Genomic DNA, 15,214 nt, shown 5'->3' on the forward strand with positions numbered 1-15,214 from the left:
CGGGCTAAGAGAACGGGTGGCGCAGCCTGCGCCACCCGCAAAGGTCGTCTTAGTTCAGCGGGCCCATGACCACGCCGGCGGCCACGTCGGCTTGGGTCTTGGCCAGTTCCGGGTCGGATACCAGACCATAGGCAGCCAGCGGGCCATCCGGGCCAGCCATGTCATCGGACACGAAGAAGTCGATGTATTCCTGCAGGCCGGGGATCACGCCGATATGCGCTTTCTTGACGTAGAAGTAGAGCGGACGCGAAACCGGATAGTCGCCCGAAGCGATGGTTTCGACCGAGGGAACCACGCCGCTCATCGTGCCGACGCGCAGCTTGTCGGTGTTGTTCTGGTAGAACGACAGACCGAACACGCCGATGGCATTTTTGTTGGCATCCACGCGGGCCAGCGTTTCGGTGTAGTCGCCGTCGATATCGACCGACACACCGTCGGTGCGCAGCGACATGCAGGCCTTTTCGCCGGCCTTCTCGTCGCCACCATTAGCGGCCGTCAGGGCCTCCAGCGTGCCGGTGTCCTTGCAGCCCTGGATGATGACCTTTTCATCGAACACTTCACGGGTGCCGTGTTTCGTGCCGGGGATGAAGGCCAGAATGTCCTGCGCGGGCAGTGCTGCATTCACGTCGGCCCAGGTCTTGGCGGTATTGTCTACCAGCGCGCCGTCTTTCACCACTTTCGCGGCCAGCGCGTTGAACCAGTCGGCCGGGGTAAAGGCAAATTCCGGGCCGTTGATGTCGCTGGCAAAGACGATGCCGTCATAGCCAAAGCGGACTTCCATGATCTCGGTCACGCCGTTCTGCGCGCACAGGTCGATGTCGGATTGCTTGATCCGGCTCGACGAGTTGGCGATGTCGATGGTGTTTTCGCCCACGCCTTCGCACAGCTTCTTGCGGCCCGCACCCGAGCCACCCGATTCGACGACCGGGGTCGGAAAGTCGAAGTTTTCGCCGAAGGCTTCGGCGACGATGGTGGCATAGGGCAGAACGGTCGAGGAACCGGCGGTCTGCACGTTGTCGCGCGCGGCAGCCGCGGTGGCCGAGACAGCGGCGATGGCAAGGGCCGAGACGGCGAGTTTCATGGTCTTCATGGATCACTCCTGAATTGCTGATGGCCAAACGACTCGGCCTGCGCCGGGTTTAGCTGCGGCGCGCGACAGTCATGCGTCAGCGATGTAACAACCAGATGACAAGCCGGGCGGCCCGGTCAGATCACGGCAAAGGGCGCAGCGGTCGCCCCGATGCTGCGGCCACACCAGGGCGCCAAGGGCGTTTGCTACCGCTCGAACACCCTCGGCCAGATACCCTCATGCACGGGCGCAGGGGCAGGCGTGGGTGTGCGGCGGACAGTTGGCGGGGCCGGAGGCTCTGTTGCGATCCTGCGCCGTTCGGCGATCTTTTCGGTGATCGTCTGGAACGGCGCGACTATGGACGGGTCGGCGGCCTTTGCCTTTTCATAGGCCGCGTGAACAAGGCTGATCGCCTCGCCCGTGGCAAAACAGCGCGCGTCGATGCCAAATCGCTGCGCCTCGCGGTCGATATAGGCGTGGCGCTGCTCCTCCCACTGCTTCTGATTGTCAAGCAGATCGTCAAGCGCCTCGTGCATGTCGGAAAAGACCCAGTTCGAATAACGGTCTTTCAGCTTCCAGCCGCTTTCGACACCCACCGAAATCTTGATGCCCTCACCGGGAAGCGCCACCTCCTTCACATTCACCGCGCCGCCACCGTAGAAATCGAGGTTTGACAGAACGTCCTCCAGCCCGCGCACAAGACGGTTTTCAGAGGCGTTGCGCCACTCGCCGTCGTAATAGTCGGTGGCCTTGCTGCTGGTGTTGATGTCGATACCATATTTGGCTTCGATCCGGCCATATTCCCACGACAGGCCAACCTTGCCACCGGTGACCTTGCTGCCGGGCAAAAACGTGCCCTCGTCGGGGTCGGAATAAGACAGCTTCAGCCCGCCTTCGGCGTTCAGCTTGCCCCATGTGTCGGCATATTTCTTGTTGATCTGCTTCTTGACGATGATCTCAGAGATGTGGAGACGCTTTTGCGCGTCGATCGAGACGGCGGCCTCAAACCCGTAATCACCCGCGTCGATATCAAAGCGCAGATCGGCCTCGTCGCCCGGTATGATCTGGTGGCCTGCCGCCATCGCCTCGCGAATGACATTGATCAGCCGCTGTTTCAGCTCTGGCTCCAGCGCAACATCATAAAGCAGTTTCATCGTCTCGGGCGAGATGGTGTAGATCTCGCGCTCGGGCGGCACTGCGTCTGCCGCGGGCGGCGCCAGCCCCGCCTCGGCGCGCGCCTTGGCGCAGTCAGCCTGGGGGCGACCCAGCGGATCGGCGTTCATGACAACCGGGTTGCCGGGCAACGCCGTGCGGTTGGCGCGATCTGCCAGCGCCTCAAGAATATTGTCCATAGGGTTTCCACCCTCCAGCCCCGCCAAAGCCGCGCAGCGCTCAAAGATCGCGGGATCGGTGGGCAGATCATGGCGCAAACAACCAAAGCCCGACACGATACAGGGCGGGCCGGGGTGCTGGCAGGAATAGCGCTTGTCATAATCTCCCAAGGTATCGGGGTGATAAAACTGCGCCGTGCCGGGGCTGCCATAACCGGCCGCGCGGCAGACGCAGTTGAAATAATCCTGCGGCACCGCAACGCCCAAAGATTGCAGCACCAAAAGCTGGCGCTCATGCGGCAGTCCGATCCAGCGGGTCAAGGCGTGGCTGTCATGCGCATCACGTCCCGGCAGCGGGTCGGGCGCGGTCTGCGCCGCGGCCGCCAGCGGCAGCGCCAAGGCCAGGGCCAGCGCGGGGATTGCGGCGTGCCGCCGCAGTAAAACGCGGATCATGGTCGATCCTCCTTCAAGGTGCCAGCCAACAGATCGGCGAAAGCCTCGGCGTCAAAACTGGCCGCGTCCAGAAGCCGCATCCGTTCGGCTGCATCCATCCCCGCGGGCGTGACCCAGGCGCCGGTCATCGCGCGCAATGTCACCCGGCCCGGATCGGTCTTGCCCATGCCGCCCGGAACAATCGCGGGGTAAAGCATGGCGTCGCGGCGGCTGACGGCGGTCTGGCCATGGATGATTGGCTGACCCGCCAGCATCACCGCGATCCGGTCAGTGTCGAACCGCAGCCCCAGCCGCCCGTCCCAGTTCGCCTGCCACCAGTCGGCTGGCAGCACCCGGCGCCAGTGATCATAGCTGAAATGCCCGGTATGCAGCCGGATCTCTAGCGCGCCCGCCTCGGGTCCGTCGCGCAGCACCCGCACGCTTAACGCGACGCGGGCACTGTTTTCAAAATTCGCGGGATCGGCAGACAGAAACAACCGGGCGGCAAGACCGGCCACAGGGTCAACCTGCAAGGTCAGGTCATAAGGCGTTGTCTCGATGCGGTAATCCAGCGCAACAGCAGGGGCGGGGCCAACCAGTGCGATGCGGTTCCAGTCGGGCACCGGATCGCGCCGCATCAAGGTGATGCCACCGGGGTCTGCCTGCGACAGGCTGGCAAACTCGGCCGCGCCCGCGCTGACGCCCTGCCAGTCGGGGCCCATGGGCGGGGTGAACAGGGCGTGTTCGGGCAGCGGCGCAATGCCCGCAGCGGGCGTGGCCGGGGGGCGCCGGGGCGCGGGGGTCTGGCTGCGCGCGATCCGCCGCAACGCCAGCGCACCGCGCCCCTCGGCATCAGCCATTGCGTGAACCGCAACGCGCAAGCCTGCGCCCTCAGCCAGCAGGGGCAGACCAAGCGCGCCGGGGTTCAGCCCCTCGGCCTCGACAAACACGCGGCCGGGGCGCATGACCAGCGTGATCTCGGCAGGCAGGGCCGCAAGCCCTTCGGTGCGTATGCCCTTTTTCTCTTGGTTTCGGGTGGCACTCAGCGCGGTAAAGCTGCCGTCGGGCTGGCGCGCAAATCGCAGCACATAGGTATCGTTCGATGACAGGTTGCCGGGCAGTGAATAGCTACCGGCAAGGCTGATTTCAAAGTCGCCCGTCGCGGCCGGGTCGATTGCCACATGCAGCCGGGCCTCGCCCATGCCGTGCAATCCGTCCAGCCAAAGCACCGTCTCGGGCGAGACGATCCCGACATAAGAGGCCTTGTCCTCAGGGGTCCAGCCGATCCGCAGCGCGCCGTCGTGCAGGCGCGCAAACCGGGGGAAATGCGCCGCGGTGCGCGCATTGCCCGCCCAGACGCGGCCCAGGCCCATGCCGTTGAACAGTTCTACCTCTGCCGTGGGCGCACTGACCAGCGCATCCAGCGGTGGCGGCGGCACAAAGTCTGCCTCCTCGGTGGTCAAGCCCTGCAATACAAGTTTGGTCGCCCAGTTCTTGCTGTCCACCGCCAAAAGCGCCTGCACCACCACCGGCACGGCACCCGGATCGGTGCGATAGGCCAGTTCGGCCAGTTGAGCCCCGGCGCCGTCGCGGATTTCAACCACGCGGTCAGGGCGGATCAGGACATCAAAGACCGCAGGCCCTGCGGGCCATGGAAACTTGGCATCGGCACTCTCGGCGCCCCCGTCAAGCGATAGCGTCACCTTGCCGACCCCATCGCCCTGATGAACAAATTGCACCTGCATCAGATGCACGCCGTCGGGGTCGGCCCCGGCCTGTTCGGGCGGCATCAGCGCCAGCGTCAGCCCGGCGCTATTCGCCCCGTCCAGCGAGGCGGTCAGGCGGCGCTGGCGACCCGGAGCAGGCATGGTTATCGGCTGCGAGGAGGCGGCAAAGCCCGCCTTGGCCCAACCTCGGCCATCGGCAAAGGTAATGCGCAGACCGTCTGGGGTCAGTTCCGCATCCTGTGCAAAATCGGCACCGCTCAGGGCCAGCGGGTGCAGGCCCGCCAGGCTGCGCCCGTCGAACAGAACACCGGGCGTGGCCGCCGGGGGCGCGCTGACCGGGACCGCATCGACCAACATTGCGGTGACTGGAAACGAAGGGATCGCGGTTGCAGCGGCGGCGGTGCCGGGCACAAAGCCCTCGACGATTGCGGCCAGCGTCGCAGCCTGATCCGGCGGCGCCTCGGGTCCGCGGATGGTGACCAGCAAAAAGGCCGGGTCGGCGCCGGGCATGCTGTAAACCTGCACGCGCCCGCGCGGATAGGGCATCGCCACGCTGTTGATCGCATAAACCCGCGCGACCGACTCGACCATATGTGCCTCGTGCCCGGCGATTTGCGGCCAGGCCTCGGCCTCGATCGACTTGATCACCAGAGCGTCACGATAGAGCAGCGCCACGAAATCTTCCAGCACCTGTGCCGCGCTGCGGCTGCCTTCGGGCATGGCCAGCGCGGCCAGAACCAACGCGTCACGCCCCGGCGACAGCAGCACCGCCTGCCGCAGACCCGCAGCCTCGGTCGCATAGCTGGTCCAGCCCTCAGGAAGCGGCAGTGAAAAGGCGCCCGTGGCATCCTGAAAGCGTGTGCCCTCAAGAGGCTGCGCGACTGTCACGGGCGGGGCAATGGCCGAAGGCTGCGGAACCGGAACCGCGCTGCCGTGCTGATCGGCCGGAGGTGGCTGCGGCACCGGAACCACGGGCGCCACCGGCTGCGGGGGTGTGGGCGGTGCCACGCCCGCCCCGCCACCGGGCGCCCCGGCTGCCGCCAGCCCGTTCAGGGAAAGCCCGGACAAAAGCTGTTCCAGCAGCGCCTGGTGTTCGGCCATCGGCACCTGCGCAGCGGGCGCGAGCAATTGGAACAGGAACTGTTCACCCTCGGCATCCAGTTGCGGAAAGGCCAGTTGCAGCATCCGCTCGGGGCCGTTCTCGCTGACAATATACAGCGCCTGCTGCCCGGCCAGCGGAACGATGGCATGGGCCAGCGTGCCCTCGAAGGCCAGCAACGGCTCGTCAGGAAACCACCAGCGCGCCCAAAGCTGGAACCGCCCATCGGGACTGATGAAATCATATTCCTGATCGCGGCTTTGGTAGCTGATCGTCCAGCCCGCAGGCACCTGAAAGCTGGCGCTGCGCAGGTCGAATTGCTGCATCTGTTGCGGGCGGGCGGGCTGACCCAGCATCATCAGCGCCAGCACCACCACCAGCAGGCCGCGCAGCCCCGCGACCCGACGCAGGGCGGCGGGCAAGAAAGTGGTCCGGCACGGGAGAGCGTTCATTGCAGCCTCTGAACTGTGACCATGACCTGAATCATAGCGCGCCCCGCGCCCATGCGGATTGATCCATGCCAAGGACATGTGACCCGCGCGCGGGCACCATGCTGGCCTTGGCGAGGGGTTCATGACGCGCAGCTTTTCAGGGATCGGATTGCTGGGCCTGCTGCGCCGCTTGATCGTGGCTGCCTTGGTCTGTGCGGCAGCGGTTCTGGCGGGGCGCGCGGGGCTGTGGCCTGCGCTGGCGGTTTTGCTGCTGGCCGTGCTGATCTATGCCGTGACGCGCCGCAAAACTCAGGCTGCACTTCGCTATGCCGCAGGCCCTGCCGTGATCGGCCCCGACTGGCTGGGCCTTGTCTGGGGGGCGGTATTTCTGGCGCTGCCGCTGTGGACGGCGGATGCGGCGCCGGGGCTGCCGCCGTCAGTCTGGCTGCTGTGGCCGATGGCCGGGGCCGGGCTGATCTTTCTGTGGATTGGCTGGCGCGCCGATACCTTTGGCCTTGATCCCGGCGCCGAGGGACTGGACCTGCGCCGCGGCCTTGGCCGTTTGCACCTGCCCTATGCTGAAATCCGGGCGCATCGCCCATGGCGGCGCGATCTGCCGCGCTGGATGCGGGCGCTGGCGCCGCTGCTGGCGTCGGGGCGGCCGACTGCGGCGGGCGCGGTGATGCTGGCGCGGCCGCGCCGGGGGATGATGCTGGAGCTGCACGATGGCGAACAGGTGGTGATCGAAACCGATGCGCTGTTGCCCGGCCCCGAGCCGCTGTTGCTGGCGCTGACGCGGGCAGGCGTAGGCGGGCCACCATGCTCTGCCGCCCGAACCAGCACGCCCAAAGCCAAGGAGACGCCCCGATGACCGACCCGATCCGACGCCTTGCCGCAAGGCTTGGGGGAACGCTGGCTGCGGCATTGTTTGGCCTTCAAGCCATATCCATTGCCGTGACTGCGCTGGTTTTCACCCTGCCGGGGCCGGTTGCCGCACAAGATGCCGCTGCCGCGCCCGAGGTATTCGTGCCGCGCGCAGTGCCCGGCGACTGGCCAAAGCTGCGCCTTGAGGGGCTTGATCTGCGCTTGCCGCCGGGGCGGTCGGTGCTGGAGGATTACAGCGACACCAAGGTCTGGGGGCGCCTTGACGAGACCAGCCGAACCGGCGTCATGTTCGGGCTGGAGTTTGACAAAGCCCCCGAGCGCGCCCTGAAGCGCGACAATGCCCAGGCGGCGGGGGCGATCATGCTGCCCAATGGTCATGTGCTGCGCCGCTGGCAGATGCAGGCCCCGCCCGAAGCCGGTGTGCCCGGCCGCGCCGAGGTGTTGGTCACCGATCTGCCGGTGCGCGGCGAGGATCGGCTGGCGATCTCGGTCATGACGATGAACACCGATTTCAAAGCTGCCCAAACCGAGTTCGAGACGTTTGTCAGCGGCATCATGCTGCCCGCGCCGGGGAGTGCGATGCGCCGCGATGTGTTCGACGGCGTGCTGCGGCTGCCCTTTGGCACAGGGTGGAACGGCCTCGGCTCCAGCGCGCCCGACAGCATCTGGATGTTCGTCGATGACCTGCCCGGACGGTTGCGGATCGAGCGTGGCGCAGCCGAGACTGCGGGGCTGCGCACGGGCACACCGGGGCAGGCGATCAGCTTTCTGGGCCAGCCCGCGCAACTGTTCGGCTATGAAGACGGCTCCGAAACGGTTGACGACGGCACAGGCCAGACCGGGCAGACGCGTATCGTGGTGTTGGAAACCTGCCTGCCCGATGGCGGCGCCGTGTCGATCCTGTTCAGCGGGATGCCGGGGTTCTTTCATGATGCGCGGGTGATCAGCCCCTTTGCCGACGGGCTGATCGTGATGCCCGAGGGCGCCCGGCCCTGCGCGCCAGGGATCTTGCCCGAAGGGGCGCAGATCGCGGCGCCGGGCAGCCCGCGCCCCGCGGTTTTGCCGCCTTTTGATGTGGCCCCCGTGGGCGCGGTGCAGCCGCGCGCCGAGGGCACGGCACTGGGCGGGCTGATCACATACCACCTGCCGATCGGCTGGACCGCAGCACCCGAGCCGGGCGATACAGGTATCGGCCTCGCCGGACCCAAGGGCGAGACGGCAGAACTGGCCCGCAGCGCCGCCCGGATCGGTGCACCGGGAGGGCTGGCTGCGGGGGTGCCCAAAGACGCATGGCCCCGCAGCGATATCATCCTGGGCTGGCCTGTCCGGCGCTTTGACTGGAGCGATGGCGGGCAGGAGCAGCGGCTGTATCTCTATGAACACTGCCTGCCGGGCGACGAGCCGTTCGGCCTGAAGATCAGCGCAAGCAAGGCATTTTTCGAGGGCAAGCCGTTTGGCGATCTTTATCGTGGGCTGAAGCTGGCCATGCCCGATGCGGCCCGACCCTGCCCCGAACCGATGCTGGGCGACCTGATCAAGGCTGCCGCGCAGGATGCGCAACCAGCCATGACAGCGCCCGCGCAGACGGCACCGGCTCAATCGGCGCCCCTGCAAATCGCGCCCGTGGCGCCGGCGGCCACGCCCGGCGCCGCGCCCGAAGCCGAGCCTGACCAGTTCTTTCCGGGGCAGGGCGGCTATGCGCTGTATCAGAATGCGCGCTATGGAACCTTCATCTCATATCCGGCCAGCTATTTTCTGCCCGACCCTCCGCCGGGCAACAATGACGGGCGCGCATTTACCTCGGTCGACGGCTGGGCGCGGTTCTATGTCTTTGCGAGCTATAATGCCGAAGCCCTGACGCCCGCGCAGCAGATGGCGCGCGACATCGAGGCCCATGGCAGCGCCAGCTACAGCGCCTCGGGGCCGGGCTGGTATGTGATTTCGGGGGCCATCGGCAGCGACATCTACTATCGCCGCGTGATCGAGGACATGTCTGGGCTGATCCGGGTATTTGAAATCAGCTATCCGCAGGCACGCAAGACCGAGTTTGACGCGGTCGTAGCCTATATGGCGAACAGCTTTGGGCCGGGCAGCGGCGACTGAACGGGCGCTCCGGCGTCAGACCGGGTAGCCAAAGGCGATGATCGCCCGCCAGATGTCGCGGTTTAACGCCTCGATGCGGGCGATCGCGGCGTCAATCGCGCCAAGTTCCTGTTCATCGGCCACTTCGGCCTTGCCCATCAGCAAATCGTCCTTTCGGTCGGCAATGCGCATCAGGATCGTGCGCAACTGCCCCATCTCGGGGTCAAAGCTGTAGATGCAGTGATTATACTTGTTGCGCAGCGGGGCTTCTTTCAGAAAGCCGCGGGTCAGCGACAGAACCTCCTTGCGCTGTGCGGCGGGGGTGGAGGGCATCTTGGCCAGCCGCTCGACCAGATCCAGCCGCGCCCGCGTGGTGTTCAGCGTCAGAAAGACGATGACGGCGGCCTCTTTGGTCATGCCCGACAGCCCCGCGATAACATGGATCAGCAGGCTTTCGGTGTTGGTCCAGACGTAATTCAGCCGCCCCACGCGCAACAGCAGGTTTTGCAACAATAGATCGCCCGTCAGCGGCCGACCCGGCGGCTGCGGCGGCACGTTCATCAGCCCAGTTCCGCACGGTAGCGCAGGGCCGCCTCGGTCCGGTTGCGCGCACCGAGTTTTGTGGCGACGTGGTGCAGATGCAGCTTGACGGTGTTTTCCGACAGCTTCAGCCGGTTGGCGATGTGCTTGTTCTGCAAGCCCTCGGCCACAAGCTGCAACACCTCCATCTCACGCGCGGTCAGCGCGGCAAGCGGCGCTGAGACCTTGGCAGCAGGAACGGCTGCGGGCACGGGGTCGGGCGCGGCTGAGGCAGGTGCAAAAAGCTCGGTCGGCACATAGTGACACCCCGAAAGGATCAGCCGCAGGATCGACAGCCATGAATCAGGGTTAAGATCCATCGGCACCAAGCTGATGGCCCGCATCAGCGCCGGGTCGGAACGCAAGCGCCGCACCATTGCGGCGCCGTCACGATAGCCGATGGCAAGACAGTCCCGGCCACTGCGACGAAGCCGATCCAGCAGGGCAAGATCCAGCCCTTCGGCGAAAACCTCATCCAGCAGGATCAGTCGGCACTGATGGGGCGCGGGCGTGGCGGAATCGGCCAGATCAAGCGGCGTGGCTGCGCGCTTCACCTCTGCTCCCTCGATCTCGGTTGCAATCAACCGGGCGAGGCAGTCGGAAAACTGAAGCCTGGAGCCGACCAGCACCACCTCCAGCCGGTCTTCATCGGCTGCGGTGCGAATGTTTCGCACGGCAGGACCAGCCCCCTTGATCGCGTTCATCTCTCCTCCTGCACTCGTAACACGGACACGGCGGCGCTCTGTGGTTTCAAACGCCTCCGCCGACGGCCGATGCCCCCCGCATCGACCCGCCCCGTTTCAAAAAGTATATGCTCACTGTGACATTTTATAGCACAGGATCATGTCGTAACTAAGTAGCCAAAACGTATTAACCGCTCGTTCTACCCCCAATTCGGGCAAGAACATTACTATCCGATGATTGGGAAGGCGTGGCCTGCGGGCTAAACACTGCTGGTGGCGTTTGTCCCCGATTCGGCTTAGCCGCAGCGCAGCAAAATGACCCTATGCGCACCTGGTTCGAAAGAGGCGCGGGCTGCAAGACATTGGCAGGAAAATATTTTTCAACGCCATTAATGGTAAATAGCCGGAATTGATGGCTATTTTGCGGCAATGGCAGGGCGCAATCTGACATGGCTGAAGCAGAAGCCTGCGTTTCGTCAAGCAAGACTGCACCGGGATCGGCGCTTGGGGTCAGCCCCTTGAAGTTCGGGCATGAGCCCGCCGCCCTCCTGCGCTTGTTCGAGACATGGCCCGCGCCGCAGGTGCCGCGTCAGCCCGGTTGCAGGCGACTCGCCCCGACCGGACCACACCGACCGGAGACCAACGTAACCGCATGCCGAAATGACCCGCTTTTAACAGAGTTGCGGGAGCGGCGTGCCCACATCACGGAGTGACGACGATGGGTGACAGACGCCACATGCACATGATGCCGAACATGTCCCGGCAGGATCAAGACCAGGATCAAGACCAGGGTCAGGGTCAACTGCAGGGCCAGGCCTCGTTGCAGGGGCAGGCCTCGATGCAGGGTCAAGGCCAAAGCCAGGACAGCACCAGCAGTTCGGACAATGACAACGCCAATGGCAACGGCAACCTGAACGGTAACGCCAATGGCAACCTGAACGGCAACAGCAACACCAACGCCAACGCAGCCAACAACGCGGCCTCGAACTTTGCCGCGAATGCTGCGGCCTCGAACGCGACCTCGGGCAGCATGGCGGCGAACCATGCCGCGAACTCGGCGACGAATGCCACCAATGTCACCACCACCGTGACCGCTGAAATCGACCTGGGCGCGCATATCCCCGAAGACAACGACTTTGCCGACTTTGACCTCGATGGCGGCGAGATCAGCGACTTTGTGATGCAGCAAGCCGGGGGTGATGCAGTCTACACCTATGACACCGGCAACGACATGGACTTTTCGAATGTCCTGTCGAACATGTCGGTGACGGGCACGGCCACCGCTATGGTGTTCGGTCAGTCGGCAACGCTGGAAGACAACGACAACCTGTCCGACGTGACGCTGGAAAATGGCGGCGAATTCAACGTCTCCGGCTCGGCCTCGGCCTCTGACGCCGACGCAAGCGAAGGCATCAGCGTCGATCCGACCGCGATGGCCAAGGGCGGCGTTGCGATGTCGAAGGGCGGCGATGCCGACGATGCCGAAGCCGATGGCGGCAATGCTGACGCCAACGCCGGCAACATGGGCGTTTCTTCGGCTGGGGCCATCGGTGGCGATGGCGGCGATGGCGGCTCGGCGGGCAACCTGTCGCTGGGTCTTGCGGCCGGGATCGGCGTCGGCAACGTCGCCGATGGCGCAGCCGACAGCGGCAATGGCGGTTCGTCGACGGGCGGCAATGCCGGTCCCGCAGGGGGGGGCCTGAACGGCCTTGTGGTCGGCGGTGAAGGCGGCGACTCAGAAGGTGGCGAGGCCGACAACGAAGCTGGCGATGGTGACAACGCCTATGGCGGCGATGCTGGCACGCTGGCCGGGGCGCTTCAGGGCACCGAAGGTAGCGAAGCCGATAACGAAGCCGGTGATGCCGACGACGCCTATGGCGGCGGCGCGATCGCTGGTGCTGGTGTCGGCCAGGGCGCGATTGGTGGCAACACCGAATCCGAAGGCGGCGACGGCGGCGATCCGACCTCTGGCGCAAACGCGCTTGGGCTTGGCTTGGGTCTGGTGGGGCTGGGCCTTGCCGGAGCCGACAGCGATGCCGGCACGACCGCGGGCAACGCCGGTCCGGCAAGCTCGGGCGATGTCGGCGGCTTTGGCGCCGACGCCGATGCCACGGGCGAGGGGGGCGGTGCCAATTCGGTGGCCGGTGACGCAGGCTGGGTCGATGGCGGCGACATTGCCGGGTTGGCAAACGGTGCCAACGGCAGCGCGACCGGCGCCGATGCCAACAGCATCGGGGGCGATGCGGGCCATGCACATGGCGGCAGCGCCTCGGATGCCAACGGCGGTGCGGCCGACGCGTGGGCCGGTGGTGCCAACTCCACCGCGGGCAGCGCGGGCAGCGCCGACAGCGGCATGGCGATGGGCGGCGACTCCAGCGGCACGGGTTCGGGCAGCGGCATTGCCGATGCCACGGGGTCGGCCTTGGCTGGCGGCGGCGGCGGCGGCGGCATGGGCGAGGCGATCAGTTCCTATGACGCAGCTGCGACCGGTGGCACCGCCAGCATCGGCGATGTCTACGCCACCTCGGGCGCGGGCGGCGCAGGTGGCTGGGCCGACGCCGGCATGGAGGTCTATGGCGGCGACGCCGGATCGTGGGGCACGGGCAATGGCGGAAACGGCTATGTCTCGGGCACCTCGGCTGCTGCGAACGAAGCGCTGTTCGCGACCGAGGCGTTCAACCAGCAGATCGTGATGGGCGCCAACGTGCTGGGCAATTCGGTCGATATGACCGTGGTAGGCGGTAGCCTCACCTCGACGCTGACCGGCGACGACCTGAGCTGATCGGACGAACACTGCCTCGGCCGGGCATCCGCCCCGGCCGGGGCAACCGGATTTCAAGGGCCTGCGCGCAACTGCACCGCGCGGACCTGTCGGTGCCTCGCCTTAGGTGCGGTCAGGCGCCGGATGTGCCAGCAAGCAAGGGGGGGGCGATGCGCAGCGATCTGATCACCCAGGAAATCTGGCACTTCATCGGGCTGTTCGATCAGATCGTCGAACAGGCCCGTCAGCGCATCGACTATGACGGCTTTCGCGGCGCTGCCGATGGACAGGCCGAGATGGAGATGGCGGCTGTTTCCCCAACCACGCCGCACCCCGACGCCGCCGCGCCCGAGTTTCGCCCCAAGACCGGCAACCCGGCGCCCGCCGAGGCTGCGACATCGGGGCCGGTTACGGAGTCCCGACTTGACCTGTCCGCTCCGGCGCAGGACCGCACCGCGCCGCCCCCGGCGTCCGCAAACCCCGATACGGGCGCCCCTGTGAACCTGTCAGGGTCCGCCGGATCGGCGCTGCCAGACCTGCCGCCGCCCGGATCGGTGATGATCGTGATGCGGCAGTCGAATGTTGCCACAGATTCCGACCTGCTGCTGATGACCCCGGCCGAGACAGCGTTTCTGGACCCGGCGATTTTTGCCGACCCGTTGCAGGATCTGATGGCGGTGGCGCAAAGCCTTGGCGTAATCGGCGCGCTGCCCACGCCGTCCGATCAGGCGTCCATCGCAGAGATGGGCCGCGCCCTGCAGGCCGCTGTCGAGGCTGCCGCACCGGCCGCTGTGGCTGGTGCCGACGTTTTCATCGCACGCGGCACCGATACGCTGGGCGTGCATGTGAATGGCGTGGCGGCCGACGATCTGCCGGTATTGCAGGACCACCTTCCAGAAGTGCCCGACGCACCGAAAACCAGTGTCGAAATCGCGCAGGCCACCGCCGCACAGGAGGAGACCCCGGCGCCTGACATCGACCATCTGGTGCTGGCCGGAGGCAATACGGTGGTGAACGAGGCGCTCGTGTCGATTTCCTGGCTTGATGCGCCGGTCATTACGGTTATGGGCGGGCTGATCCGCATTGATGCGATATCACAGATCAACGTCAGTGCCGAAAGCCAATGGCTTGACGGGGCGCCGCTTGCCCCGGTCGAGGCGCCGCAGGGGCTGATCAATTCGGCGCTCTTTGATCGCCCCGATGCAGGCACCGCCGGCACCGAGGACGGCGGGTCGCCCCTGGGCTGGATCGTGACCACAGTGGCGGGCGACCTGATCGTTCTGAACTGGATCACCCAGACGAATTTCCTGATCGACACCGACATCCTCAGCGTCGCGCTGACCGGCAGCACCAGCTACATTGTTACCGGTGACAATACGCTGGTGAACACCGCCGATCTTCTGGAACTGAGCTGGAGCTACGATCTGATCGTGATCGGCGGCAGCATGATCGACCTTGCGCTGATCCGCCAGACCAACGTGCTGCATGACGTTGACGCCGTGACCGGCGGGTTGGCCGACATGGGCGGCAATCTGCTGTGGAACCAGGCGGTGATCAGCGACGACGGGCTGGATACCATTGCGCCAATGGCGCCGGGGATGGCCGGGCTTGCCAATGCCGCGGCCAAGGGCGGCATGGGGCTGGGGCAAAGCATCCTCAACGACCCGGCCTTTGACGGGCTCGATCTGCTGCGTGTGCTGCATATCGAGGGCGACCTGTTGATGGTGCAGGCGATCGACCAGACGAATGTGATGGGCGACGCCGATCAGGTGGCGATGGCCGCCGGGGCCGCGATGACTCAAGAGGGTGCCGAAATTTCGTTGATCACCGGCGCCAATGCGCTGATCAACATCGCCGAGATTGCCAGCGGCGGCATGGACAGCACGATCCATGTGCAAGGCGAGGCCTATTCCGATGCGTTACTCTATCAGGCGAACTTTTTCGGTGACCCCGAAGATGGGGTGGCGCCGGGCCTTCAGGGCCTTGTGGCAGAGGCCGTGGCGTTTCTGGCTGACGACATGATCGCCGAGGGCGACGCACCCGACCCCGCCGTTCTTGATGCGGCGTTGCACGGGATTCAGACCGACGGGTTGAATGTCATGTTGGCCTGAGGCCGACAGGACGAGGAGAGGTAT

At 65.8% G+C, this 15,214-nt stretch carries 9 protein-coding genes; 4 read left to right on the plus strand and 5 right to left on the minus strand.

Annotated features, from left to right (window positions below):
• Window positions 1-49 precede the first annotated feature (49 nt).
• The 3 genes from C5F46_RS06655 to C5F46_RS06665 all read right to left on the minus strand — a co-directional run bounded on the left by C5F46_RS06655 (window position 50) and on the right by C5F46_RS06665 (window position 6,110).
• Window positions 50-1,090, minus strand: a complete 1,041-nt coding sequence (locus C5F46_RS06655) for a substrate-binding domain-containing protein (protein ID WP_107324587.1) — start codon at window positions 1,088-1,090, stop codon at window positions 50-52.
• 185 nt (window positions 1,091-1,275) lie between these two features.
• Window positions 1,276-2,853: a hypothetical protein gene (locus C5F46_RS06660; protein WP_107324588.1), complete on the minus strand. Its 1,578-nt coding sequence runs from the start codon at window positions 2,851-2,853 to the stop codon at window positions 1,276-1,278.
• Window positions 2,850-6,110, minus strand: a complete 3,261-nt coding sequence (locus C5F46_RS06665) for an APA family fibronectin-binding glycoprotein (RefSeq protein ID WP_168796862.1) — start codon at window positions 6,108-6,110, stop codon at window positions 2,850-2,852. Before C5F46_RS06665 ends, C5F46_RS06660 begins: the two co-directional genes overlap by 4 nt.
• Window positions 6,111-6,231: 121 nt before the next feature.
• On the opposite strand from C5F46_RS06665, the gene C5F46_RS06670 reads away from it, so the two are divergent.
• Both C5F46_RS06670 and C5F46_RS06675 read left to right on the plus strand, forming a co-directional pair.
• Window positions 6,232-6,960 carry a hypothetical protein gene (locus C5F46_RS06670; RefSeq protein WP_107324590.1) on the plus strand — a complete coding sequence of 243 codons (729 nt, stop codon included), beginning with the start codon at window positions 6,232-6,234 and terminating at the stop codon, window positions 6,958-6,960.
• Window positions 6,957-9,077, plus strand: coding sequence for a hypothetical protein (locus tag C5F46_RS06675; RefSeq protein ID WP_133618515.1), 2,121 nt, complete (start codon window positions 6,957-6,959; stop codon window positions 9,075-9,077). The genes C5F46_RS06670 and C5F46_RS06675 overlap by 4 nt, the downstream gene beginning before the upstream one ends.
• 15 nt (window positions 9,078-9,092) lie before the next feature.
• Here C5F46_RS06675 and C5F46_RS06680 read toward each other — a convergent pair whose 3' ends face one another.
• Together C5F46_RS06680 and C5F46_RS17055 are read right to left on the minus strand one after the other, a co-directional pair.
• Window positions 9,093-9,617: a hypothetical protein gene (locus C5F46_RS06680; RefSeq protein WP_107324592.1), complete on the minus strand. Its 525-nt coding sequence runs from the start codon at window positions 9,615-9,617 to the stop codon at window positions 9,093-9,095.
• On the minus strand, window positions 9,617-10,339 hold the full coding sequence (locus tag C5F46_RS17055) for a helix-turn-helix transcriptional regulator (protein WP_235820103.1): 723 nt from the start codon (window positions 10,337-10,339) through the stop codon (window positions 9,617-9,619). The genes C5F46_RS06680 and C5F46_RS17055 overlap by 1 nt, the downstream gene beginning before the upstream one ends.
• A gap of 697 nt (window positions 10,340-11,036) precedes the next feature.
• Between C5F46_RS17055 and C5F46_RS06695 the strand changes: the two genes are divergently transcribed.
• The gene (locus tag C5F46_RS06695) at window positions 11,037-13,100 is read left to right on the plus strand and encodes a hypothetical protein (RefSeq protein WP_146160217.1); all 2,064 of its coding nucleotides are present in this window, start codon (window positions 11,037-11,039) and stop codon (window positions 13,098-13,100) included.
• Between the two features lie 149 nt (window positions 13,101-13,249).
• Window positions 13,250-15,190, plus strand: a complete 1,941-nt coding sequence (locus tag C5F46_RS06700) for a hypothetical protein (RefSeq protein ID WP_107324595.1) — start codon at window positions 13,250-13,252, stop codon at window positions 15,188-15,190.
• Window positions 15,191-15,214 lie beyond the last annotated feature (24 nt).

This window comes from Phaeovulum veldkampii DSM 11550, from assembly GCF_003034995.1.
Lineage (GTDB): Bacteria > Pseudomonadota > Alphaproteobacteria > Rhodobacterales > Rhodobacteraceae > Phaeovulum > Phaeovulum veldkampii.

Bases quoted from the DNA above. Each gene is read 5' to 3' on its own strand.
- C5F46_RS06660 (WP_107324588.1), bottom strand. From the start codon at position 2,853: ATGATCCGCGTTTTACTGCGGCGGCACGCCGCAATCCCCGCGCTGGCC.
- C5F46_RS06675 (WP_133618515.1), top strand. From the start codon at position 6,957: ATGACCGACCCGATCCGACGCCTTGCCGCAAGGCTTGGGGGAACGCTG.
- C5F46_RS06665 (WP_168796862.1), bottom strand. From the start codon at position 6,110: ATGAACGCTCTCCCGTGCCGGACCACTTTCTTGCCCGCCGCCCTGCGT.
- C5F46_RS17055 (WP_235820103.1), bottom strand. From the start codon at position 10,339: ATGAACGCGATCAAGGGGGCTGGTCCTGCCGTGCGAAACATTCGCACC.
- C5F46_RS06655 (WP_107324587.1), bottom strand. From the start codon at position 1,090: ATGAAGACCATGAAACTCGCCGTCTCGGCCCTTGCCATCGCCGCTGTC.
- C5F46_RS06670 (WP_107324590.1), top strand. From the start codon at position 6,232: ATGACGCGCAGCTTTTCAGGGATCGGATTGCTGGGCCTGCTGCGCCGC.
- C5F46_RS06700 (WP_107324595.1), top strand. From the start codon at position 13,250: ATGCGCAGCGATCTGATCACCCAGGAAATCTGGCACTTCATCGGGCTG.
- C5F46_RS06695 (WP_146160217.1), top strand. From the start codon at position 11,037: ATGGGTGACAGACGCCACATGCACATGATGCCGAACATGTCCCGGCAG.
- C5F46_RS06680 (WP_107324592.1), bottom strand. From the start codon at position 9,617: ATGAACGTGCCGCCGCAGCCGCCGGGTCGGCCGCTGACGGGCGATCTA.